The sequence below is a fragment of the uncultured Fibrella sp. genome (assembly GCF_964250085.1).
Taxonomy (GTDB): domain Bacteria; phylum Bacteroidota; class Bacteroidia; order Cytophagales; family Spirosomataceae; genus Fibrella.
The window spans coordinates 240,013-265,168 of record NZ_CAXUEC010000004.1 but is presented as its reverse complement, the minus strand read 5'-3'; the positions used below and the strand labels follow the sequence as shown (position 1 = coordinate 265,168).

General features: G+C 55.1%; 7 protein-coding genes. All 7 read right to left on the bottom strand.

Annotated features, from left to right (window positions below; genetic code table 11):
- Positions 1–73 precede the first annotated feature (73 nt).
- Positions 74–1,396, bottom strand: coding sequence for a Fe-S cluster assembly protein SufD (sufD, locus tag ACFE8Q_RS14640; protein WP_375446592.1), 1,323 nt, complete (start codon positions 1,394–1,396; stop codon positions 74–76).
- A gap of 127 nt (positions 1,397–1,523) precedes the next feature.
- Positions 1,524–2,279 (bottom strand): Fe-S cluster assembly ATPase SufC, encoded by a 756-nt coding sequence (sufC, locus tag ACFE8Q_RS14635; RefSeq protein WP_375446156.1) that lies wholly within the window; start codon positions 2,277–2,279, stop codon positions 1,524–1,526.
- 183 nt (positions 2,280–2,462) lie between these two features.
- On the bottom strand, positions 2,463–6,335 hold the full coding sequence (locus ACFE8Q_RS14630; RefSeq protein WP_375446155.1) for a beta strand repeat-containing protein: 3,873 nt from the start codon (positions 6,333–6,335) through the stop codon (positions 2,463–2,465).
- A 32-nt stretch (positions 6,336–6,367) separates the two neighbouring features.
- Positions 6,368–15,490, bottom strand: coding sequence for an SdrD B-like domain-containing protein (locus ACFE8Q_RS14625; protein ID WP_375446154.1), 9,123 nt, complete (start codon positions 15,488–15,490; stop codon positions 6,368–6,370).
- Between the two features lie 304 nt (positions 15,491–15,794).
- Positions 15,795–17,018 (bottom strand): acetyl-CoA carboxylase biotin carboxylase subunit family protein, encoded by a 1,224-nt coding sequence (locus ACFE8Q_RS14620; protein ID WP_375446153.1) that lies wholly within the window; start codon positions 17,016–17,018, stop codon positions 15,795–15,797.
- A 331-nt stretch (positions 17,019–17,349) separates the two neighbouring features.
- Complete coding sequence (locus tag ACFE8Q_RS14615; protein WP_375446152.1) at positions 17,350–18,621, bottom strand: replication-associated recombination protein A; 1,272 nt, start codon at positions 18,619–18,621, stop codon at positions 17,350–17,352.
- A gap of 103 nt (positions 18,622–18,724) precedes the next feature.
- Positions 18,725–24,787: an SdrD B-like domain-containing protein gene (locus ACFE8Q_RS14610; RefSeq protein WP_375446151.1), complete on the bottom strand. Its 6,063-nt coding sequence runs from the start codon at positions 24,785–24,787 to the stop codon at positions 18,725–18,727.
- Positions 24,788–25,156: the final 369 nt, after the last annotated feature.

The following is a 25,156-nucleotide window of genomic DNA, read 5'->3' as shown; positions in this document are numbered from 1 at the left end:
AAGCGATAAATTCAATAAAAAAGGGAACGCTGCACAGTTGCAGCGTTCCCTTTTTTATTGAATTTATACGTACCTATAAGGCCAGCTTTTCGCGGATAATTCCTTCCAGATATTCGCGGATGGGCTGGATTTTTATGTTACTCACTACTTCTTCGGCGAACGCATAGAGCAGCAGCGTCCGGGCAGCATCTTTTGGAATACCACGCGCCTGCAAGTAAAACAGAGCGTCTTCGTTCAGCTTGCCCGTGGTGGTTCCGTGCGAACACTTTACATCATCGGCATATATTTCCAATTGCGGTTTCGTGTTCATGCTCGCATCGGGTGAGAGCACCACGTTTTTGCACGACTGATAAGCGTTGGTCTTCTGCGCGTCGGGACGAACGTAGATTTTACCGTTGAAAACGCCCGTGCCTTTATCGTCCAGTATGCCTTTATACAGCTCGTTACTGTAGCAATTCGGCATGGCGTGGTCAACCAGGGTGTGGTTATCGACATGCTGCCTGCCATTGGGCATGTACAGACCGTACATGAACGTTTCGCAATGCTGACCGTTCAACACGATATTCAGGTCGTTGCGAACGAAGCCGCCGTTGAGCGTAATGGTCGCATTGTAATAGTGGCTATTATCGGCCTGGCTAACCTGGGTACGTCCGATATGGTAGGCGCGTTCAGAGTCGTTCTGGATGCGGTAATGCTCCACACGGGCGTCGGCGGCGACAACCACCTCCGTCACTACGTTGGTGAAACTGGCTCCGTTGCCCAGTGTTCGGTACGATTCGGCCACTTTCACTTCAGCATTACGACCCACCACAATCAGATTGCGGGGCTGTACGGCGACGTTTTTTTGCCGGGTGTCTGTGATAAAGCGCAGAATAACAGGCTCTTCTACCACTTTATTGTCAGGAACGCGGATAAATACGCCGTCCTGGGCAAAAGCCGTATTCAGGGCAGTAAACGCGCTATCCTGAAAATCGGCGTAGCGGCTGAAGTGGAGGCCAATCGTCTCAGCGTCTGTTTGTTGGGCTTCGGCGAAGCTCCGAATCTGTAGGTGTGTGGCCGGGCTAACGATCTGCGACAGGTCGGCTCGGTAATGCCCATTCACGAAAAAGAGAATGTTTCCTTCCAGATTCGGAATCTGCAACGGTTCCAGCTCATCAGCGCTAAGTGCCGTTCCTTCGTCGAACGCATACTGCTCGCCGATCATCGTTTTCACGTTCGAGTATTTCCACTCTTCATGCCGGATGGTGGGGAACCCCAGCGTCTCAAACGATTGCAGGGCTGCCCGACGTACCTGATGAAAGGCCGATTTACTTTCGCCGTTCATGCGTGCCTCTCCCTCGCGGAACGCCGCAATGAGCTGGTCTTTGAAAGACGTATATTCTTGATTTGGAGTCATCATAAAAACAGTTTACAGCGGTCGCCGCTGCTATTTGCAGTTTGCCGTTTTCAGTTGCGTTGCACAGGCACGTTGTAGTAACGTAGCAAAGCAACGGTAAACTGAAGACAGTAAACAGTAAACTTTTTTAAGCCGCCTCAACTTCGGCTTTGATCCAGTCGTAGCCTTTTTCTTCGAGTTCGTAGGCCAGTTCTTTTGTGCCTGATTTCACGATACGGCCTTTGTAAAGTACGTGTACGTAGTCGGGAATGATGTAGTCGAGAAGGCGCTGGTAGTGGGTCACCACGATAGCCGACCGGTCTGGCGAGCGGAGTTTATTCACACCTTCAGCTACGATCCGAAGCGCGTCGATATCGAGACCAGAGTCTGTTTCGTCGAGAATAGCCAGTTTCGGTTCGAGCATGGCCATCTGGAAAATTTCATTTCGCTTCTTTTCGCCACCCGAAAACCCTTCATTCAGCGACCGGCTCAACAGCGATTGGTCGATGTTGACGAATTTCATCCGCTCTTTCATCAGTTTCAGAAACTGCACGGCATCGAGCGGGTCCAGGCCGCGGTACTTACGGATTTCGTTCAGGGCTGTTTTCAGGAAGTTCGTCGTGCTCACGCCCGGAATTTCGATGGGGTACTGAAACGCCAGAAATATCCCTTCGGCTGCCCGTACTTCCGGCGACATATCCAATAGGTCTTTGCCGTCAAAGACAACGTGACCGTCTGTAACCTCATAATCTTCGCGCCCGGCCAATACCGACGCGAGTGTACTCTTACCCGAACCGTTTGGTCCCATGATGGCGTGCACTTCACCCGGCTTTATTTCCAGGTTGATGCCTTTCAGGATCTGCTTATCGCCAATGGAGGCCTGTAAGTTACTGATGGATAGCATATTATCTTATATGTGTCAGCTAAAATGAAGGGGCAAAGGTACGCTTTTAGCCCCAATGTACCTGTATCGTTAACAAACAATTCCGGGTAAAAGTTGAGTGCCGGGATATATCCATACAGACCAAAAAAGCCGCCTGCTGTGAAGCAGGCGGCTTTTGAACGCTACTAAAACTAGTCAGGACTACTACCTGATTTTGCGGATCATGATCGGTACGCAACCAGGCGCCGGACATGTGCAGGCCGCTGGGTCGAGGGTCACCGTCACGGTGCTGGTGCAGATACCATCAACGCCGTAGAGGCGGATCAGGTACGTTACCCGCGCCGTTGGGTTTGGCAGGTTCGTGAACGTGTAGGTACCACCCGTTACTGGTGTTGCGCTGGCGAAGTCAGGTAGGGTAGTGCCATCGGCTGCCGAGATGCTCACCCGAACCGTGTTTTGCAGACCTGTCAGGGCAATGCTGGCGTCGTTGTTGGCCGTTGCTCCGTTGCAGGTTGCCCGCGTAGCAACTACGTTGGCAGGTGCTACCGTTGGGGCAGGCGTAACGGTCACCGTCGTTGCAATCGTGGCCGAGCATCCAGTCGTCAGTACACACGTTGCTGTGTATGACGTTGTCTGGAACGGCGTGACTTCCAGTAGCGCACCGGTAGTACCCGCAGACCAGGTTACGGTACCTGCGCAGCCCGTGAGGCTCAACGTTGCCGATGACTCCTGGCAGATCGTTGGACTGTTGACGGTCAGCACTGGTGTTGGGTTCACCGTGATGGTGGTCGAAGCAACCGCCGCACAACCTGTATCCGTGTTGCTAACCGTCACGGAGTAAACCGTTGTGATGGCTGGCGTTACCGAGATGGCTTGTGTGATTTGCGCCGTAGACCAGAGGTAGCTGTACGATGTGCCGCCGGTTCCTGCTGCTGTCAACTGAACCGTAGTGCCCTGGCATATAGTCTGGCTAGGTGCAACACCGATGGTGGCCGACGTAGCAGGGTTCACCGTCACAGTGGCCGTAGCTACCACCGAACAGCCGTTGCTGTTGGTGATCGTCACTGAGTAAGGCGTTGTGCCCAGCGGTGAAACAACCACACTCTGCGTTGAGCCTGTTCCCACTGGCGACCAGGCATAGGTGAAGCCTGTTCCGCCCGATGCATTCGCCGTCAGCGTGGTTGAGGTGCCGTAGCAGATCGTTTGGCTGGCGACTGTAGCCGTTACCGCCGGGTTGACCGTTATCGTGCCCGTCGCTATAGCCGAACAACCGTAGATGTTGGCTACCGTTACACTATATGGTGTGGTCGTTTCGGGTGAAACAGCCAGTAGACCTGTGCCATTGATCGTGCCATCGCTGAAGGTGTATGAGCTACCGCCCGTTGCGATAAGCGTAGCCGTAGTGCCGTTACAGATGGTGGCACTGCTCAGCGTAGCGGTTACCGATGGGTTGACGGTCACCGTGGCTGTAGCCGTTGTCGAGCAACCGAAGCTGTTGGTAACCACAACCGTGTAAGTCGTTGTTGCCGACGGCGAGACAGTCACACTCTGGGTCGAGCCTGTGCCCACTGGTGACCAGGCATAGGTGAAGCCTGTTCCGCCCGATGCATTCGCCGTCAGCGTGGTCGACGTCGTGTTACAGATCGTCTGATCGGCCACTGTAGCTGTTACGGCTGGGTTCACCGTTACCGTCGCTGTGGCGATGGCCGAACAACCGAAGCTGTTGGTGACTGTCACTGTATAGGGCGTAGTTACCAATGGCGAAACCGTTACCGACTGGGTTGCGCCCGTGCCCACTGGTGACCAGGCATAGGTAAAGCCACTTCCGCCTGATGCATTGGCAGTCAGCGTTGTCGAGGTGCCGTAGCAGATAGTGCTGTTGGCCACCGTTGCCGTTACCGCCGGGTTCACCGTCACTGTGCCAGAAGCCGTACCGATACAACCGTTGCTATTCGTCACCGTGACACTGTAAGCTGTGGTCGAGCTTGGCGAGATAACTAACAGACCTGTCGTGTTAACTGTGCCATCGCTGAAGGTGTATGAGCTACCGCCCGTTGCGATGAGCGTAGCCGTAGTGCCGTTACAGATGGTGGCACTGCTCAGCGTAGCGGTTACCGATGGGTTGACGGTCACCGTGGCTGTAGCCGTTGTCGAGCAACCGAAGCTGTTGGTAACCACAACCGTGTAAGTCGTTGTTGCCGACGGCGAGACAGTCACACTCTGGGTCGAGCCTGTGCCCACTGGCGACCAGGCATAGGTGAAGCCACTTCCGCCTGCCGCCGTTGCGATGAGCGTAGCCGTCGTGCCGTTACAGATGGTTTGATTCGCTACCGTGGCTGTTACGGCTGGGTTCACCGTTACTGTCGCTGTGGCGATGGCCGAACAACCGAAGCTATTGGTGACTGTCACCGTATACGGCGTAGTTACCAATGGCGAAACCGTTACCGATTGGGTTGCGCCCGTGCCCGCTGGTGACCAGGCATAGGTAAAGCCACTTCCGCCTGATGCATTGGCAGTCAGCGTTGTCGAGGTGCCGTAGCAGATAGTGCTGTTGGCCACCGTTGCTGTTACCGTCGGGTTCACCGTTATCGTGCCCGTAGCTACTCCCGTACAGCCGTAGATATTGGTGACCGTCACCGAGTAAGGCGTAGTCGACGTTGGCGAGATAACCAGCAGACCCGAGTTGTTCACCGTACCATCGCTGAAACGGTACGACGTACCGCCCGTTGCAACCAGTGTAGCCGTAGTGCCGTTACAGATGGTGGCGCTGCTCAGGGTGGCCGTTACTGATGGGTTGACGGTCACCGTAGCCGTGGCCGATGCCGGACAGGCGTCTGCTGCAGATGGCGAACAGGTTACCGAGTAGCCGGTCGTAATAGTGGGCGATACCGTAATGCTCACGGTGGCTGCCCCCGTGCTCCAGGCAAGTGTTCCGGTACAGCCGGTTGCCGTTAATACAGTGGATTCACCCACGCAGATAGATGTTGACGTAAGCGCTACCGTCAGGTTGGGAAGTGCCCCGTTGTAGATAATGATCGGGCAACAGCTACTCGCCTGGCAATCACTGCCCACCGTTGTCGACGTGTAGCTATACGTACCTGCCGTGGCAATGGTGAGGCTATTGCCGGTGCCAACCGATACGCCCTCTCTGAACCACTCCACATTGGTCAGGTTTGCCGACAGGCTGGTTACGTACGTATCGCCTGCGCAAAGTTTAACCGGTACCGTAAAGCAGGTGCGGGCCGTGTTGTTGCGGGGCGTTCCATCTGCCGAAGCAGCCGTAACGGCGGCCACGTTAGACAGCACACCATCCATAATGGCCCGCGTCGTGACGGAGTAATTAACCGTAGCCCCCGCCGCAATAGTGCCGGTTACCCAGGTTACCTGCACCTGCCCTGAAGCGAGTAGGGCCGTTGTGCCGGTTGGCGATGATGACACATATTCAACGCCGGGGTCGAGTGTATCACGGATGACTACCCCCGTAGCTGTGCTTCCGCCCAGATTCGTTACTGTAATGTTACAGGTCGCCGTAGCGCCTTTGGTGACACTAAAACTATCGCTGACATTGGTGAGCACCAGGTCGGGGTCACCGGCGGCATAACCGAAACCGAAATTATTGGCCAACGTACCTGCGGGGCTACTTTGCGTTACGATCACCGCCGTGTTACCAATCAGGCTGGCATCACTATCGGCAAAATCGTCGCTCCCCTGATTGGCCAGTACCAGTTTACGATTGGCCGGGGCATTGGCGCCGGTAATCCGAATGTCGTAACTGGTAGTAGGCTGAATTGTACTGGTAAACGAAAACTGACCCGTCGATGTAGTCAATGTCGTTTCACGTAGCACCCCATCACTCGTGTACAGGTTCACCTGCACGTTGGCAATACCAACTTCAGCCGCGTCGAAGATGTTGTTCTGATTGTCATCGCGGAAGACGTAGTTACCCGGTGGGGTAGGACCGGCCAGGTGGACCGGGGGTCGGGACGGAGCTGCATAAGCGCCTGAGTAGTTACTCAGGAACCCTAGCAGCAACAGCAGGCACAACGGCCAGCGTAGCGGATAAGTAACGGTTTTCATAGAGTGTAAGCGGTTATTATTGAGAAGATTATTTATTGCTTTCTAATCCGTGCCGGTTGGCACAAGGGGGGTAAACAAGACGAACAGGGGTTCACCTGACCCGTCAGACGGGCCGTTCGGCAACCTGTATTTGCACTGGTGTTATTACTGTCGCGGATAGTGAGTGAGTAGATAGACGAGCCATTGGCGAGGAACCCTCGGGCGTTGGGTTGCCCCACGCCACCCACCGTTGCCGAAGTGCCATAACTAGTGCCTCCTGGGTTGAGCACCGTGCCGCCCAAACCAGTCGCATCGGCACCCAGCACCACGTCGTAGCGGCCCGAAATGCCTGGCGTGCCATTGGTCGCCTGGATCGTCACCGTGAAATAGTCGTCTGTGGCGGTTGCGTCTGTGCCGTTGTTCAGGCAATTGCTCTGCGTGAAAAGAGTAACGTCTACACCGGCCACCTGGGCTACTGTGGTAGTGGTGGTAGTGGCGCAGCCCGTTTGCACGTTACTCGCTACCACCGTATACGTACCTGGGTTGACCACCGTAACACTCTGGGTGGAAGCCGCAAAACCGTTTGGCCCCGACCACTGGTAGGCTAGTCCCGTCTGGCTGCTGGTAACCGAAAGCGTAGCTACGGGCGTCTGGCAGGTAAGGGTAGCGCTATTGACTGTGGCAGTGATTGCCTGGTTTACCGTCACCGTGCCGGTTGCAATGGCTGAGCAATTGCTGGCGTTGGTGACCGTGACAGTATACGGCATAGTGGCGGTGGGAGCAACAACGATTGCCGGTGAAGTCGCACCCGTCGACCAGCGGTAGTCAGTACCACCCGATGCGGTGAGCGTAGCGGAAAGACCAGCGCAAATACTCTGATTCGTGACAACGGCCGTCACCGCCGGGTTGACCGTTATAGTGGCCGAGGCTGTAGCCGTACAGCCGTTCACGTCCGTTACGGTTACCCGATACACACCTGACTGCGCCACTGATGTTGTCGCCACAACCAATGGGTTCGCGTTTCCTAAACTGCCAGCCGGTCCGCTCCAGACGTAGGTAACGCCGGTAGTCGGACTAGCCGTTAAACTGATGGGGTTGCCCGCACAGTAGACCGTATTGCCGGCAATGGATGGCACTGGCGGCGAAGGAACCGGGTTGATGGTGACGCTCGTGGGCAGCGACACGCAGCCTGTCGTGTTGTCTTTTACCCGAAGCTGATAGACGTCTGGTTGCAGCCCCGATTGCGTTGGCGACACCTGATACGATATGCCGTTGTTGAAACTGTACTGTACCCCCGAGGCAGGTGTCAGCACCTGAATGGTGCCCGTCAGCGTCACGCAGGTTGGCTGCGTAACACTCACCGTTGGCGCGTTTGGCAGCGGGTTGGTCGCAATGGTTATGGTCTGTGCTGTTACACAACCATTGGCGTCGGTAACCACAACTGAATAACTACCACCAGACAGACTGCTCACGTTGGCCGTTGTTGCGCCGGTGCTCCATGAGTAGGAGTAAGGCGATGTACCTCCCGTTACTGAACTGGCAATGGTGCCGGTCGTTTGTCCGGCACAAACGGGGCCGCCGCTGGTCAATGTAACCGCTAGTACCGGCGGTTGCGTAATGGTTGCGGTCTGCGTCAACGAACAGCCATTGGCATCGGCAACAATGATCGTGTAACTGCCCGCTACTGTTTGCAGCGTACTCACGCCCGATGTGGTGGTGGTTGAGATCAGCCCGCCGCTGTTGAAATACCGAACTGTGTACGGAGCCATACCGCCACTGGTTGTTACCGTAATACGACCCTGGGCGTTGAAACAAAGGGCATTGGCTGTTTGTGTGTTTACCGCCAGCGGGTCGGGCGTCATAACCGTTACAGTGGCCGTATTGCTTTGGCAACCGCTGGCATCCGTAACCAGCAGGCTGTAGGTGTCGGGTGTGCTGAATGATGGATTGGGAGATGTGGAAATGACCCCCGCCGCACCCGACCGATACCAGGCATAGCTAATGGGCGGCGAGCCACCGGTAACCTGGGTCGAAATGGCCACCGCTGGCTGATTGTTGGCACAGGTGATGCTGGTGTTGAGAATCTGCACCACGGGCACCGGCTTCACCGTCACGTTGTACGTGGCCGTAGCCGTACAGCCATTGGTATTCGTAACCAGCACCTGATACGTACCTGAATTAGCCGACGTACTGTTGGCAATCGTAAGCGGATTTGCACTGCCCAAACTGCCCCCCGGCCCGCTCCAGGCGTAGGTAAGGCCGGTTGTTGGCGAGGCGGTCAGGGAGATAGGCTGCCCGGCACAAAGCGTTGCATTGCCCGAAATCGTAGGTTGGGGTAATGAATTCACCACTACGGTAGCGTTGGCTACCGCCGTACAGCCTTCAGCCGATGTCACCGTAACCGAATACGGGTTTGTGCCGATGGTGGTTGGCGAAACCGCTAGCCGTCCGGTTGTATTGGTATTGCCTGGTCCGAAACGGTAACTGACCCCTCCCGTAGCGATGAGCGTAGCCGAGTTACCAGTACAGATGGTAGCACTGCTGAGCGTAGCCGTTACCGATGGGTTGACCGTCACGGTAGCCGTTGCCACGGTTGAGCAACTCGTATTATTGGTGACCGTAACCGAATAGGTTGTAGTTGCGGCTGGCGAGACCACCACCGTTTGCGACGTACCTGTACCCACCGGCGACCAGCTATAGGTGAAGCCAGTTCCACCGGCGGCGTTTGCTGTCAGGGTCGCTGATGTGCCAGGACAGATTGTTTGGTTACTCACCGTCGCGGTCACCGCTGGATTCACCGTTACTATAGCTGTGGCGACCGCCGAACAACCGTTGTTGTTGGTCACTGTAACGGTGTAGGCCGTAGTGACCAGCGGCGCAACCGTCACCGTTTGCAACGTACCTGTACCGGTTGGTGACCAGGTATAGGTGAAGCCCGTTCCGCCCGAAGCGTTGGCTGTTAGCGTGGTAGATGTTCCGTAGCAAATCGTTTGATTCGCCACTGTGGCCGTTACCGCCGGGTTGACCGTCACCGTCGCACTGGTTACGGCCGAACAACCCGTGCCGCTGGTCACCGTCACACTGTAAGCCGTTGTGCTGGTGGGCGAAACGGTGATGGCGGCTGTAGTAGCACCCGTTGACCAGAGGTAAGCGGAGCCACCCGAAGCCGTCAGCGTAGCAGAGGTGCCGTTGCAGATGGTGTTGCCGGGGCTGGCCGTAACGACTGCTGTCACTGCGGAATTAACTGTCACCGTTGCCGTGGCGATGGCCGAACAACCGTTGCTGTTGGTCACCGTGACGGTATAAGGCGTGGTAGCCGTTGGTGAAACAACAACACTCTGGGACGTACCTGTGCCCGTCGGCGACCAGGTATAGGTAAAGCCCGTTCCGCCACTGGCGGTAACCGTCAGGGTAGTAGACGTGCCAGAGCAGATGGTGCTGTTGGCCACTGTGGCCGTCACTGCCGGGTTTACCGTGATGGTCGCCGTAGTTACCGCTGAGCAACCCGTGCCGTTGGTAACGGTGACACTATAAGCCGTTGTGCTGGTTGGCGAAACGGTAATGGCGGCTGTAGTAGCACCCGTCGACCAGCGATAAGCCGTGCCACCCGACGCGGTAAGCGTAGCGGAGGTGCCGTTACAGATGGTGTTGCCGGGGCTGGCCGTAATGACCGCCGTCACCGCCGGGTTCACGGTGACCGTCGCCGTGGCCACGGTCGAACAACCATTGCTGTTGGTGACTGTCACCGTGTAGGGCGTGGTGCTGGTAGGCGAGACGATTACGCTCTGGGACGTACCTGTACCGGCGGGCGACCAGGCATAGGTGAAGCCACTTCCGCCGCTGGCATTGGCCGTGAGTGTGGCAGAGGTGCCATTGCAAATGGTCTGGTTGGCCACTGTGGCCGTCACTGCCGGATTGACTGTGACCGTGGCCGTGGCGACCACCGAGCAGCCATTGCTGTTGGTCACCGTGACGGTATAAGGCGTGGTGGCTGAAGGGGCAACAACAACGCTTTGAGTTGTACCTGTACCGGCGGGCGACCAGGTATATGTAAAGCCCGTTCCGCCACTGGCGGTAGCCGTTAGGGTAGCACTGATGCCGTTGCAAATGGTCTGGTTCGCCACCGTGGCCGTTACCGCCGCATTCACCGTCACCGTCGCCGTAGCGATGGCCGAACAACCGTTACTGTTGGTCACCGTAACGGTGTAGGGCGTTGTCGCAGTTGGTGAGACAACGACACTCTGCGTAGAGCCTGTGCCCACCGGCGACCAAGTGTACGTAAAGCCACTTCCACCCGAAGCATTGGCTGTCAGCGTAGCAGAGGTGCCGTTGCAAATGGTCTGGTTGGCCACTGTGGCCGTTACCGCCGGGTTGACCGTCACCGTCGCACTGGTTACGGCCGAGCAATTGCTGGCGTTGGTAACGGTGACACTATAAGCCGTTGTGCTGGTGGGTGAAACGGTAATGGCGGCTGTAGTAGCACCCGTCGACCAGCGATAAGCCGTGCCACCCGACGCGGTAAGCGTAGCGGAGGTGCCGTTACAGATGGTGTTGCTGGGGCTAACCGCAATAACCGCCGTTACTGCCGGGTTGACCGTGACCGTGGCGGTGCTTACTGTTGAGCAGCCATTGCTGTTGGTTACCGTCACCGAATAAAGCGTAGTGGTTGTAGGTGAAACCACCACCGTTTGCGACGTACCTGTGCCCGCCGGCGACCAGTTGTAGGTAAAGCCACTTCCACCCGAAGCCGTCGCCGTCAGAGTAGTGCTGGTGCCGTTACAAATGGTCTGATTAGCCACCGTGGCCGTTACCGCCGGATTGACCGTGATAGTCGTTGCCGTGATAGCTGAGCAACTGTTGCTATTGATGACGGTGACGCTATAGGCCGTCGTGCTGGTAGGAGAGACGGTAATTGCCGCCGTACTGGCACCCGTTGACCAGAGGTAAGCGGAGCCGCCCGTTGCCGTGAGGGTAGCGGAGGTGCCGTTACAGATGGTGTTGCCGGGGCTGGCTGTAATGACCGCCGTCACGGCTGGGTTCACGGTGACCGTAGCCGTGGCCGTTGCTGAACAACCGTTGCTGTTGGTCACCGTGACGGTATAAGGCGTGGTGGCAGTGGGTGAGACGACCACCGTTTGCGACGTACCTGTGCCCACCGGTGACCAGGCATACGTAAAGCCTGTTCCGCCCGAAGCCGTCGCCGTGAGGGTAGCGGAGGTGCCGTTACAAATGGTCTGATTAGCCACCGTGGCTGTCACTGCCGGATTGACCGTGACCGTAGCCGTGGCCACAGCCGAACACCCATTGCTGTTGGTGACTGTCACCGTGTAGGGCGTGGTGCTGGTAGGCGAGACGATTACGCTCTGGGACGTACCTGTGCCCACCGGCGACCAGGTATAGGTAAAGCCACTTCCGCCACTGGCGCTAGCCGTAAGCGTGACAGACGTTCCCTGACAGATGGTGTTGCCGGGAAGGGCAGAGACCGAAACTGTTACCGACGGATTCTGCGTGACCGTGGCGGTTGTTGTGCTTGAACAGCCCGTTGTTGGGTTTGTCGAAACAACCGTATACGTACCTGTTGCCGTGGCTGTCACGCTCTGGGTATTGGCCGTAAAACTGCCGGGGCCAGACCAGCGGTACGTTAAGCCAGTCTGGCTGCTCGTCGCAGTCAGTGTAGTTGACGTAGCCTGGCAGGCAATTGTAGCGCTATTGACCGTTGTGACTGGTATTACCGCGCAATCATTCACAACACCCAGGCGCAGGTTTACCGATAATCCATCGGCGGGGGGGGGACTAAGAAATAGCCAGGTATAAGTTATCGTACCTGTCAGTACAAAAGCCTGGTTTAGTTGGGATGACCGCAAAATAGCGTTGTCAGCATTACCGATAACAAGGCTGCTGGCCGACAGCGTAGTACCCAGAGAGTTTCCATTCAGTGCCAGATTGGTGACGTCTACAGTGGCTCCGAGCAGACTGCTTGCCTGCGCTGATAATTGGATGGCATTAAACTGTAAGGGAAGAGCCGTTCCGCTGGTGAGCGATTGTGGATTAGTCTGGATACTAACCGTCTGTGATCCTGACGACAGGGTGAAAACGGCTCTGTTCTGACCGGTGAGCGAGGGGTTATAGGCAAACGTAAAGGAGTTAGGCGTATTACTTGTCCATGTATACTGGCCAGTTGAGACCGTGGACGTAGCCGGTGTTATTCGATTGAAATCAAGTTCATGGGTGCCATCAGTTGCATTGTTACCGTACCGGGTTTCGGCCGAAAGGGTCTGATATTTAAACTGGGCAACTGCATCTGCCGTTATGTTGTAATTTGTAACTGATACCGTACTGCAACTAGTGGCACACGCGACGAAACACGCCGACGGGCTGACAACAGCCGTTGTTGCCGTGCCGCAACTGGCCAGCGACGTCGAGATCGTTCGTGTCGTTCCGTCCGATTCGGCCACAAACGTGAACGAGACTGCCGTGGTCGAGGTAGTCACGGCCACCGTTTGCGACTGCACCCCGTTGCTGATAAACAACGTACCCGCAACAGGTACGTTACTGAGCCGGACGGTGCCGGTAGTTGTAAACTGGTTATTGGTCGTGCTACAGGCCCCCGTTACTACGTTGGTCAGCGAAATGCCGCAGCAGGTGGCCACCGGAATCGTCACCACATAATCCTGAAAACAGTTGGTGGCTCCGTTGAACAGCCGGACGGTGTAGGTTGAACCGCTCGATAGCCCCGTGAACGATGTAGCTGCGCTAACCACCGTCTGGTTCGTCGGGTCGTTGAAACCCGCCGCCAGCGTATAGGTGCCTCCCGGCGAGATGTTGACCTGCGTGGCATTCGTAATGGCCGTTACGGCAATTCGGGCTAGGGGCTGAGGCACCCCGTTGAAGCAGGTAGCATTGGTAAACGACGTGGTTCCGGTGGGGTTGGTGCAGACAAAAACACCAATGTCATACGTGTGGTCATTCACGCCGTAATTACCTGTTGTCAAGGAAACAACACCCGCTAAACTGGCATCCGAATCGAGAGCAGTATCGATACCAGACGCGGTGGAAGTGACGAGCAACGAGGTACTGGTTGGAATAACCAGTTTGACCTGATAGGCCGTATTAGGCTGTATGGCCGTTGTTGAGGCACTACTGAACAGGTACGTACCTGTGGCCGAAACCGTGGTGGTCGCAATAACGGTCGCCCCCTGAAGTAACTGAACCGTTAACCCCGCAACAGGCGTATAGTTGGTTTCTCCCGGATCCTGCAGGCCATCTTTGTCGCTATCATTCCAGACCCGGTTGCCAATTTCAATGGGAGCCGGATCGAATGATAACTCAATATCACCCAGACCATTGGCTTTGCCGTAGGTTGCCACGTCGGTACTCTGGTAAATCTGTACGCTGGTGGCCGGGCTGGATGACCCGTCGGAATTTTTAAAGCGACGAATACCGCCAGCATCAATCTGGTCGGTTGGGTCAAGAACAACTGACGATACATCACCGCTGCCCATCAGCAAGGCCAGCCCACCCTCACTCATCTCCAGGTGGAAGGGGTTGGCAGTAGAAGGCTGAGAAATAGCATCGCTGTAATAATATTCGCCGTTACCAAAACCCTGCCCGTTGTTGGCCCCACTGAGCGAGGTAACTCCACAAACGGTTGCGTTTGATTCCATAGTCCACTGCGTGGCTGTGGGGCTGCACTTGCCTGCCCTCAGCAGGTCGCCGGGAGCAATAACCCGGTATTGTGTGGTGTTTGCCGGGCCATAGTTGTTGTTGCCAAACTGGTCGCCGGTGCGGTCGCGAATGCTCAGAATCATGGCCCCGTCAACGTCAAATTCAATACCTGTCAGCCAGGGCTGTGGGTACGCTGCATTGGGCAGATCGGCCCGGGCAAAACGCGATGGAACAGCCGTGCTGCCGGGCACTACGTCGGTCCAGGGTAACCAGTAGGTTGCGCGGTCAACGTCTGTCTTGTCGTTGTTGGTGGCCCCTTTTTTATACGTCAGGGGAAACGATAAGACGGATGTAAACGTACTGTTCGTCGGGTCAAATTCATAGACTACCGCCTTCATGCCCGTTGTATCCCGGGTGTATAAATTACCCGGCGTTGACCCGGACCCGAAGTTGATGGTCGTTGAGGTGGGAACACTTTCATTGGTACACACGCCACCGATGTACATCTTGTTGCGATAGCCTTTCAGCGCGAATGGGCGAAAGACACTGTTGGTCCGGCAGACGGAGGCAGAACCCGTAATGCTGAAACTGGTGATGCCGGCGGTGTTGGCAGTTGGGTTAGCCGAAGTTGGGTTATTGATCGGAATACGGTACAGTTTCTGATCCGACAGGTTCACGGCGTAGAGCTGCGTGCCGTCTTCCGACATTTCAAGATCGCCAAGTCCCGTTTTCCCAACTTGGCCAAACGTGGTGGCGTCCTGGTTCAGGACAGTGGTGCTACCCGGAAGCGAACGCACACTGTTGGACGCCACCGTCACCGCTATGGGAAGCGTGGTAAATACGGTCGACGTAAACGAAGTAAGCGCCGCGTTGGTGGGTCTGGTCAGATAGATCGCTCCCGCCCCGCCCGGCCCCAGCCCCGAATGGCGTTTGACAAAGGCACCCGTATAGGCATGTTTAGCTACCCGCTGATAGGCAATACCAAAGACCGTCCCGATCTGGCTGTTTAACGAAATGGCAAACTCGGCCGGCGCATTGCCCGTACTGTTATACGGAAGGGTAACCAGAACACCCTGTGAGCCTGAATTACCAGTGGTGCTGGTTGGATCCCCATTCACGTAGCAGGGAACCAGATAAAACGGGTTTGCCTGGCTGTAGTCGGCCGGATAGTTAATACCCAGGTTAACGTTCGCGGTGGTAGCAGAAGCCACAAACTGAAGCGTTGAGCCGCTGCCACTGCCTACCGGACCCGTGAAATACCCAAGTGGTAGATTCGAGAATTGGACCCGGTACGGAGCCGTGCCGGTTGGGCTTACACTATACGTACCCAGGCTAGCCGTAACCGAGCTAGATGTAACTGTATTGACAACTCCGTTGGCTCCGGTTACGGTAATAGTAACGCCGCCTACCCCAATCTCGCCGGGCGTTTCCCGGGTACCAGAGGCGTTGAAGTCTCTAAAAACCGTGCCAGAAATCTGGGCTGATGCACTACCGGCGGTTAGAATCAACATGATCAAAAACAGTCGCCAGACAGTACTTGGTAAATGAATTGTAGAAAGTACATTCATATGTGAGGATAAAGCGCTGATTACTAATACATATAGCTATACTTAGATAGTTACTGCTGTTAGTTAATTATTTACTTACAGCAGTAATAAAAAAGCGTAGCCCCCGTTAGTGACGAGTTGCTACGCTTACACTTGCAAAAAGTAGACTAGTAATCTATGAAATAGGAATAGTAATACGTTTTTTGAAAAAATTTAAAAATGTGTTTACATATACATCAACAGGTTACTTAGTAAAGACGGCCTGCATTCAGTTGGTCGGCTTGGCCGCCACGGGCATTGAGGCGTGAACACTGGCCTGAATCCGCACGATATAATCGTCCAGAAGCGTACGTATCCGTTCCGGTGAGTCGGCCTGAACGATGAAACCGATATGGTGCTCCCGGTTCATACGCCATACAATCTCTGCATCAGTAAAGGCCGACGTATCTGGCTGGGCCTCAGTAGCCAGCGACGCGATCAGGCCCGCATGCCGACCCGTATCTACGGGCGGATTATAGGCTTCATTTCGGGCGGCGGCGGTTTCCAGTTTAGCCCATTCTGCCCACAGGTTTACGCCCGATGCGGCCTCAACCATTTCGGCGATATGCGCCCCGCCTACCCGCGATGCTGTCTCCAGAAAATAGAGTTCGCCGTCATGATTACCCCGGATGTATTCGGAGTGAGAAGCACTGTGGCGCATACCAAACGCCAACATAACGGCGTCGTTCATGGCGACGAGATCCGCCACCAGCGCACTGTCGGTCGGCAGGGTCTGCGTCCGGAATACCCCACCGCCGTGGGCCACTTCCATAGGCGTAGCCAGGTATTCACTAGCGCGGGTAAACACCGCTTTAGTCTGATAAGAAAGCGAATCGACGTGGAAAACGGCACCGGGCTTAAACTCTTCGATGAGGAACTGGTGGCGATTATCGCCGAGGCTATGCACCACATCCCAGGCCTCCTCCAGCGAGTGCACCTTGCGAATGCCCGTAGTCGAGGCCTCAGAACGGGGCTTAATCAACCAGGGGCTCTCACTCTCCCGCAGGTACGTTGTCAACTGTTCGTCGTTGAAAAGCGAACTGAACCGGGGCACCCGAATTCCTTCGGCCTGAGCCCGCATGCGCATGGCCAGTTTGTCGCGAAAAAAACGGGCGGTGGTTTGGCCCATACCTGGCAGGCGGAACGTTTCGCGCACCAATGCCCCCTTTTCTACATCGAAATCATCCAGCGCAATCACCCGGTCAATCTGCCGCGACCGCATGGTATGGGCGAGGCCCAGAACCATCGTGTCGAGGTTGTGGCTGTCATTGCTTTCGGAAGGCAGGTAGAATATTTCGTCGATGGCGTCATGGGGCCAGGCTTTGTCGCGATGGCGCTCTTCGGTGAGCAGGTATACGGTATGGCCAAGGGCTTTACTGGCCCGCATGAACGCTTCACCTTTGAAAAATGTGGCAATGCATAAAAAAGAGAGCGGCGATTGATCAGGCGTCATAGGCTGTCGTGATGAATTAAAGAAGTATGGGTTGTGAAGGGTGTAGGACAAGTTGTTTTTTGACAGGATTTACGGGATAAACAGGATTTTAGTAGGCTTCAGAGGAAAAGGAATCCTGTTTATCCCGTAAATCCTGTCAAAAAAAGCGATTCGATCATTGATCAAACTAAACGGTGTCCTACACCCGGTTGTGGGTTGTGACTTACAAGATTGGAAATTACCCGAAACTGCCACACAACAGCTCATTTCAGGAGCCAATTTTCTTGAATGGGACCAAAACCGCCTTAATTTTTAGCCGGAGAAGCTGCCTGACCTGGCAATGTTCCTTTTTTTAGTATCCGTACCACTCACCCCACCAGGCTTTCAGGCTACGGAGAATGTCCTGCTCACGTGGATTTTGGCCGGGGTCATACAGTTTGTGGCCTTCCAGCTCGTCGGGCAAATAATTCTGCTGGCTGAAGTTGCCGTTATAATCGTGCGCATACTGATACGAATTACCGTATCCCAACTGCTTCATTAATTTGGTAGGGGCATTGCGGAGATGCAGCGGCACGGGCAGATGCGCCGTTTTTTCGGCCAGTGCCATCGCCGCATCAATGGCCACGTAGCTGGCGTTGCTTTTGGGCGACGTGGCCAGATAGACCGCCACCTGCGACAGGATGATCCGTCCCTCAGGCATGCCAATGACCCGGATCGCCTGCATGGCTTCGGTAGCCATAATCAGGGCCGTTGGGTTGGCGTTGCCAATGTCTTCCGAAGCCATGATCAGCATCCGCCGGGCAATAAAAACCGGATCTTCGCCCGCCACCAGCATGCGCGCCATCCAGTACAAGGCCGCATTCGGGTCTGAACCCCGCAACGACTTGATAAACGCCGAAATGATGTCGTAATGCTGCTCACCCGATTTGTCATACCGGGCAATATTCTGCTGGGCCACGCTCGTCACGTAGTCATCGGTCACCACCAGTTCGTCGGCCGATATATGATTCGTCACCACCAGTTCGAGCAGGTTCAGGAGCTTCCGGCCATCACCGCCCGACAGCCTGAGTAAGGCGTCGTATTCCGCGATACGTACCTGGCGTTGCTTCAGAACAACGTCGGTCGTCAAGGCGCGGTCGATAAGCTGGATCAGGTCGTTGCGGTCCAGTGCTTCCAGTACATAAACCTGGCAGCGCGACAGTAAAGCCCCATTCACTTCAAACGATGGGTTTTCGGTGGTGGCCCCGATGAGCGTGATCTGCCCTTTTTCAACAGCTCCCAGCAAAGCATCCTGCTGGCTTTTATTGAAGCGGTGAATCTCGTCGATGAAGACGACGGGCGGAAACATCCCAGCAGGACGGGCCAGAATATCGCGGACTTCTTTTACACCTGCACTCACGGCACTCAACGCCACAAAGGGCCGTTTTACGGCTTCGGCCAGCAGCAGTGCCAGTGTTGTTTTTCCTACCCCCGGCGGCCCCCACAAAATCATGGAAGGTAACCGGCCAGAGGCCACCGCCCTGCGCAGTGAACCAGCGGGGCCGATCAGTTTGGTCTGACCAATGACCTCATCGAGGGTACGTGGGCGAATGCGTTCGGGGAGGGGCGTTGAGGAAGTAGTCATATTACAAAGCTACAAAAACGGCGAAGGTCAACCTCCATGAGGCCGACCTTCGCCGTTTTTACTAACTCAGGTTGAGAAGTAATCGACTTTATGACTCTGCTGACTACCTGCTGATTGGCTTACCACCCGACTTTGTTTTCTTCACCACGAAAGGAGCACATTTATCGGGTGGGCAGGTGCATTGCGCCGGTGGAATCACCACGACGGTATCGCTAAAGCACCCGGTGGCCGAATACACCCGGATGGTGTAGGACGTACCTGGCGCCACGGCCGGGTTGGCCTGATTGGCCAGCAACACCCCACCTGCCAGGGCCGACAGCGACTGATTGGTGGCAAACAGCGGGGCCGAGGCCGTGAAGCTGCTGCCTGCACTGATGTTATAGCTCACGGCATTGCTGCTGCTGCTGGCCAGGGTAATGGTCGCATCGCTGAGTGGGGTGCTTCCACTACAGGTGGCGGCAATACCCACCGCCGTCAGGCTGGGCACCGGGTCTTCGATCACCTCAAAAGGGCAACAAGAGCCATCGGGGCAGCCGCTGTTATTGATGGTTGTCACCGAGTAGCGGCCCACCGCCGTGACGCTATAGATGGCACTGGTGGCTCCGGCAATAGGCAGGCCATCTTTAAACCACTGGTAAGTGCTGAAACTGGCCGGGGCTGTCAGATCGAACTGGTAAGGCTCGTTGGCGCATACATGAGCGGGCACCGACACGCAGACCGTGCTGACGGTAAGCCCGTCGGGCGTCGTAACTGTATTGTAGGTGATCCCTTGCTCGTTTAGCTGCACCTGGAAGCGCAGGGTGGCGACCGCACCGGCAGCCAGGCTGGGAATGGCCCAGCTCCCGCCGCCCAGACCCGGTGTGAACGTACCTGCCGAAGCTGTGGCACTGCCCACAAAGCTAACGGCGGAATTGCTCAACTGGTCGGTGATCAGCAGATTGGTCCCTGTGGCGGTGCCCGTGTTGGTCAGGGAAACGGTATAGGTAACAAGACCGCCTTTCTCCACGCGGTTCTGATTCGCACTTTTGATGATGGCGTAGGTCGGCGTGCCAGCAGAAGTACCGCTACAACTTGGCGGAGCGGTGTAGGTGGCCGTGATGGCCGTGCAACCACTCAACGTCAACGTCACCAACTGAGTGGTGCCATCTGAAACCAGGCCGTTGAGGGTAGCCGTAAAGGTGTTGCTGCTGGCCGCCGTGGTGGTGAAGGGCAGACTATTGGTGCCCTGACTGATGGTGAACGTTTGTCCGCTGAGGGGGTTATTGACCCGCCCAACAATCGTTACCGAATAGGTATTGGTGGCCGAGGCGCAACTGCCAACGGTGATAGTCGGGCTTAGGACCTGGCTCACTGTCAAATTGGCCGTTGCTATGGCCGAACAGCCCTGAACTGTTGTGCCAGTCACCGAATAAGGCCCTGCCACAGACACCTGGATGGCGGAAGTGCTGGCTCCGTTGCTCCACTGATAGGTGGCTGCTCCGCTAGCCGTCAACGTACCTGACTGCCCCGCACATACGGTTGCCGAAGTGAGTGTCAGACTGGGCCTTGGATTGACCGTCACAACCGCCGTGGTAGTGCTCACGCAACCGGTATTGTTGGTGTAAATCAGGGTATACGTACCTGCGTTGCTGGCCGTGGCGTTGGCAATAGTCACCGTGCCGCTGCTGATAGTAGTACTGGCAGGTGTAATCCAGTAAGCCGATGCGCCACTAGCCAGATTCACCCCGAAACTGCCTCCGTCGCCCTGGCAGAGCAGCAGCGGTGAAAAGGTAGGCAGCGTGGTAGGTGGGTTGACCGTGACCACCACGCCCGTAGCACTGGTGCAGCCCGAGCCGTTGCCCACCGTTACGGAAATGACCGTGCTGCTGGTGGGCGTGAAGGTGAGCAATCCGGTCAGGTTGACTGTGCCGTTACTAAACGTATAACTGGTGCCGCCGGTGGCGGTCAGTGTTACGGACGTACCCGCACATACCGTCGCTGAGTTGAGCGTAGCGGTTGGTCGTGGGTTGACTATAACCGTAGCGGTGGTAGTGCTTACACAGCCCGTGGCGTTGGTATAAATCAGGGTATACGTACCTGCGCTGCTGGCCGTGGCGTTGGCGATGGTCACCGTCGCGCCATTGATAGTAGTGCTGGTGGGCGTGGTCCAATAGGCCGATTCGCCACTGGCCAGGTTCACCCCAAAACTGCCTCCAGCGCCCTGACAAAGTACTAGTGGCGGAAAGGTGGGCAGCGTAGTGGGCGTGTTGACCGTTACCACAACAGCGGTTGCGCTGGTGCAGCCCGAGCCGTTGCCTACCGTCACGGAGATGACCGTGCTGCTGGTGGGAGTAAAGGCAAACAGTCCTGTGGTGTTTATGAGACCAGTACTAAACGTATAACTGTTTCCACCCGAAGCGGTAAGGGTCACGGGTTGCCCCACGCAGACACTGGCTGAGGTAAGCGCGGCCGAGACAGCATTGGGTGCTGTGTAAGTAGTGGTTGCGGTGCAGACGGAGTTTGAGCTGCTTATCGTCACCGTGTGGGCACTGCCATTGCTTGAGCCGGTGAGGCTGATCGTACCTGTGGCGGTGGCCTGTCCCGGCGGTATGTTAATGGTTGATTGAACAAGGCCATTGTCCCGTATGGTCAGGGTCTGCGCCTGAGCAGGGGTTACGGTCAAACTAATAGTAACCGAGACAATGTACTGGTTGCCAGCGCAAACTGGCGTGCCAGCGGTGGCCGTTAAGGTACAGCAGCTTGTCTGAGGCAGTATTGTTGACAGCACGGTGTAGCAGCAGGGGCCATTGTAAACGACTACGGAATAGCTCTGTCCGCTGGTACTGACGGGGTTACTAAGCCCGGTGAAGCTAGCCGCTGAGGCCGACACGGGTTGGCTACCGGTAGCCGTGTAGGAAGGCAGGGCACTGCTCGCCGTTACCAGAAATACTTTATCGGCATTCTGAATCGTAGTGACGGTAACCCGGCCATTATTGCTGACCGTTCCGGCCGAGCAGGTAGCGGGTACAGCCGCTACACTGGCCGAGGTTGTGGGGCAGATAAAGCCAGCATCTATCGTATGATCCACGCTACCGAGCGAGCCAGTAGTAACGGTTGCAGAAGCGAATCCACCCGTAAGTTGGGCGTTGGAATCGTTGATGGTATTGGCCGTTGGAGCTGTTGAAAAAGCTGTCGTCAGTGGATAGCTGATACCGCTCAGCGAAAGGGCACCCGATGTAAACTGGTTGGTAGTTCCATCGGTGCCGAAACGTACCGTGTACGCTGTATTGGCCGACAGGCTGCTCACGCTGGTGGGCCAGGTTGTGCTGGGTTTCGATTTATCGGAGAAGTAATACTCCCCGTTGGCATCAGTGGTTGTGTATGCAACTAGCGTATTGCCTTGGTAAAGAGCTACCTTGACGTCGGCAAGGGGTTTCTCACAAGGGTCCTGAATCCCGTCTTTATCTTGATCGAGCCAGACACGGTTGCCAATTTCCAGGTAGCTTACCAGTCCGCAGTTCAGTTCCAGGTCACCCAGACCAACTGCTTTTCCAAAGGTTGAAGAAGGAGAGTTTCCACTGTAGTACACTTCCGCTCCAATTGCATCTCCCGCCGGGGAAAGCCCGGTGGTGTTGGAAATGTACCGGAAACCACCGGCGTAGGCATAGCCGTCGATAGGGTCCATTGCCGTGAAAATTGTTTGGCCTGAACCCGGTAACAACGCTAATGCGCCTAAAGCAATCTCTGTATGCGCAGTTGGGAAGCTAGCATTGAAATAAAAATTATCATAATAGAACTCCCCAAAGCCAGGCCCCTGATTATTGTTGGGACCGGCCCCTGTTAGCCCAGCTACGTATGCGTTGTTCTCCAGTATATACGTACCATTTTTGAAAGCCGCCCGCAACAGATCGCCGCCAGCGTTGATTTTATACTGGCCCGTTCCGGTAAGTCCATAGTTGAACCATCCAAGTTGCAAGCCCGCCCGATCGCCAAAACCCAGAATCAACGACCCGTCTAAATCCAGTTCAATATCGGTTAAAATAGGCTGTGGATAGGCTCCATCGTTGGAGGCGAGAACTATTTTATCAAAGTCATCGGTCCAGGGCCTCCAGTTTGTAATAGATGGTGTGTTGATGGTTGGATAACCTTTAGGATACGTCAGTGGGAAATCAAACACCGTGCTGAACGTACCTGCGCTTTCATCCAGCGCATACACATACGCCCGCATATCCGATGAGTTTTGCGACGTTGACCCATCACAGACTACCCCCACGTATACGTTGCCATTTTTTACCTTCAGGCCAAAAGGACGAGATGACCCATTGGAACAGGCTGACGGTATCACATACGACGTAACCAGCGTGGGTGTTCCGCTCGTTAAACTTAACTTGTAGAGTTTTTTGTCATACAGGTTGGTGAAATACAGGAAGTCGCTGTTTTCCGAAATGTCCAGGTCGCCGATCCCTACTTTACCGATCAACGAAAAAGAGGTTGGGTCGTTAGAGCCAATGGTTGGCGTTGTACTTAGGCCACGCACGGCATTGGTTTGCCCAAAAAACGGATCGCTGTTGGTTGAGCTACCCACGTTGATACCCAGTGTGGTGACATCGATCAGCCCAGTAGTTGCGTTGGTGAGGCCATTGGTGGTGTAGATACCACCCAGACCCAGTGGCCCCAGCCCGGCATGACGCCGCAGAAAAGCAGAAGCATACACCTTGTCGCGTTTTTTGTCGTAGGCTACTCCCCATAACGTACCTACCTCCGAAGCATTGGCAACGTGGGTAATAGAGGGAGCTGTGCCTGAGGTGCCATAGGGTAATCGCACAAAAGCGTCCCGTGCACCAGCCGCCGAACCACTTGGAAGTGGGTCACCATTCACGTAACAGGGCAGAAAAATAGCAGGGTTGCTCTGACAATAGTCAGCTTGGTTCAAAACGCCCAGATCTACACTACAGTTGGCTGCATTGACAAACTGGGTTGTGGTGCGCCCATCAAGGCCATTGGGCGTACCACCCACACCAACAAAAGCGGGCAAGTTGCTGAACTCTACCCGCACCGGATACGTAATAGCGGCGGTCAGACTCCACACCCCGTTAATGTCGGAGGTAGTTGTAAATACGGTGCCGTTACAGTCAATAACCTTTACCGTAACGCCCGACGTACCAAAGGTTTCACCCGTCTCTTTAGTGCCATTGGCGTTGTAATCATTGAAGACGGTTCCGCCTAAATTGCCGGTACTACAAACGGTGCCCGGACAGGCTACCGGAGCTGTAAAATTGGCGGTGGTGCCTGCACATGAAGTATTATTGGTCAACGAAGCCGTGATAGCACCGGCTGCACCGTTCGCGCCAATTTCAAACGCAACTACCTGCGGAGATTTAATGGTACCAATGCTCTGTGGTGTATTGTACTGACCAGGCTTTATCCACCGGGTTTGCCCGCCCAGCACCACTTTAATACTGTCGGTAGGCAAAACGTTAGTCCAGGCCACTTCAACACTAACCGTCGATTTAGATTGATTACTGCTATTGAGGTAACAGCCCGATACAATCGTTTTATTAATGACAATCGACTGGGTGGCTACGCAGAATGTTGGAATGATCTCGATCGCACAAAATTGAGCAGAGCCAACCTTCCCTAGAAGGGTAAAATCTAGGTCATTATCCGTAACGGTAGTCGTATACTGTCTGACAACAGCGGTGTTTGCCGCATTGCCCGCAGCCACAAAGATATCAAAATCAGTAGCGACCCTATTTCCTTCAAGGTACACATCGAATACTCGTTGGCCTGCGCTTGTAAAACTCGTTTCAGCGTAGTGGAGCAGAATAGTGTAGGTGCCATTGGGAACAGCAAAATGCCGGTCGAAGCCTCCGCCGAGCGCATGCTGATACAGGGCCTGCGAGGATGTGCCATTCGCGCCACCGCTATTGGTATTGCTGATACTGTTAGTAGTGCTGATCTGATTACCATACAACCTGTATGTAGTAAACGCATCAAACACCCGTCCCTGGGCATCTGGCGTTCCAACACCGGCAGAAAAACTACTAATCCGGACGGGCTTAGCCAACACATCGCAGCCAGTCACAGAACTGGGGCAGTTGACGGCTTGCGCCAGCACCTGGCTGTTGACCCCTATCAGCAAGCTAATTATAGAGAGTGAAAGCAAAAGTAGATGTCGTTGCTTCATGTCAATTAAGTTATTACGGAGGATGGCTTTTACTTACTAATTGGATGTCAGTAGTCGGCAATAACTGAAATTCATGCTTAGTCCGCTAAACGTAAAAATGCCTGATCCCGTAAGCCGAATACCCGACTGACAGGTCGGTACTCAGCTATGGAAAAATTACTGCTTTAGCTACCTGTAAATAGATACATGCCAACTACAAGCAGTACGACAAACAATTTTGAAGCCTTACATACATTTTTGTATGTTACCGATGTTTTTGTTACTATAACAAAAAGTATATTAGAAATATATATGATAAATAACTATATGATAATCAGTGATTTATGTAATATGAAACACACTGCAAGTTTGGGCAGCTAGTCAAATATT

Excerpts from the sequence above, each read along its gene's own strand:
- sufD (WP_375446592.1), bottom strand. The coding sequence starts at position 1,396 with ATGACTCCAAATCAAGAATATACGTCTTTCAAAGACCAGCTCATTGCG.
- sufC (WP_375446156.1), bottom strand. The coding sequence starts at position 2,279 with ATGCTATCCATCAGTAACTTACAGGCCTCCATTGGCGATAAGCAGATC.
- ACFE8Q_RS14630 (WP_375446155.1), bottom strand. The coding sequence starts at position 6,335 with ATGAAAACCGTTACTTATCCGCTACGCTGGCCGTTGTGCCTGCTGTTG.
- ACFE8Q_RS14625 (WP_375446154.1), bottom strand. The coding sequence starts at position 15,490 with ATGTTGATTCTAACCGCCGGTAGTGCATCAGCCCAGATTTCTGGCACG.
- ACFE8Q_RS14620 (WP_375446153.1), bottom strand. The coding sequence starts at position 17,018 with ATGACGCCTGATCAATCGCCGCTCTCTTTTTTATGCATTGCCACATTT.
- ACFE8Q_RS14615 (WP_375446152.1), bottom strand. The coding sequence starts at position 18,621 with ATGACTACTTCCTCAACGCCCCTCCCCGAACGCATTCGCCCACGTACC.
- ACFE8Q_RS14610 (WP_375446151.1), bottom strand. The coding sequence starts at position 24,787 with ATGAAGCAACGACATCTACTTTTGCTTTCACTCTCTATAATTAGCTTG.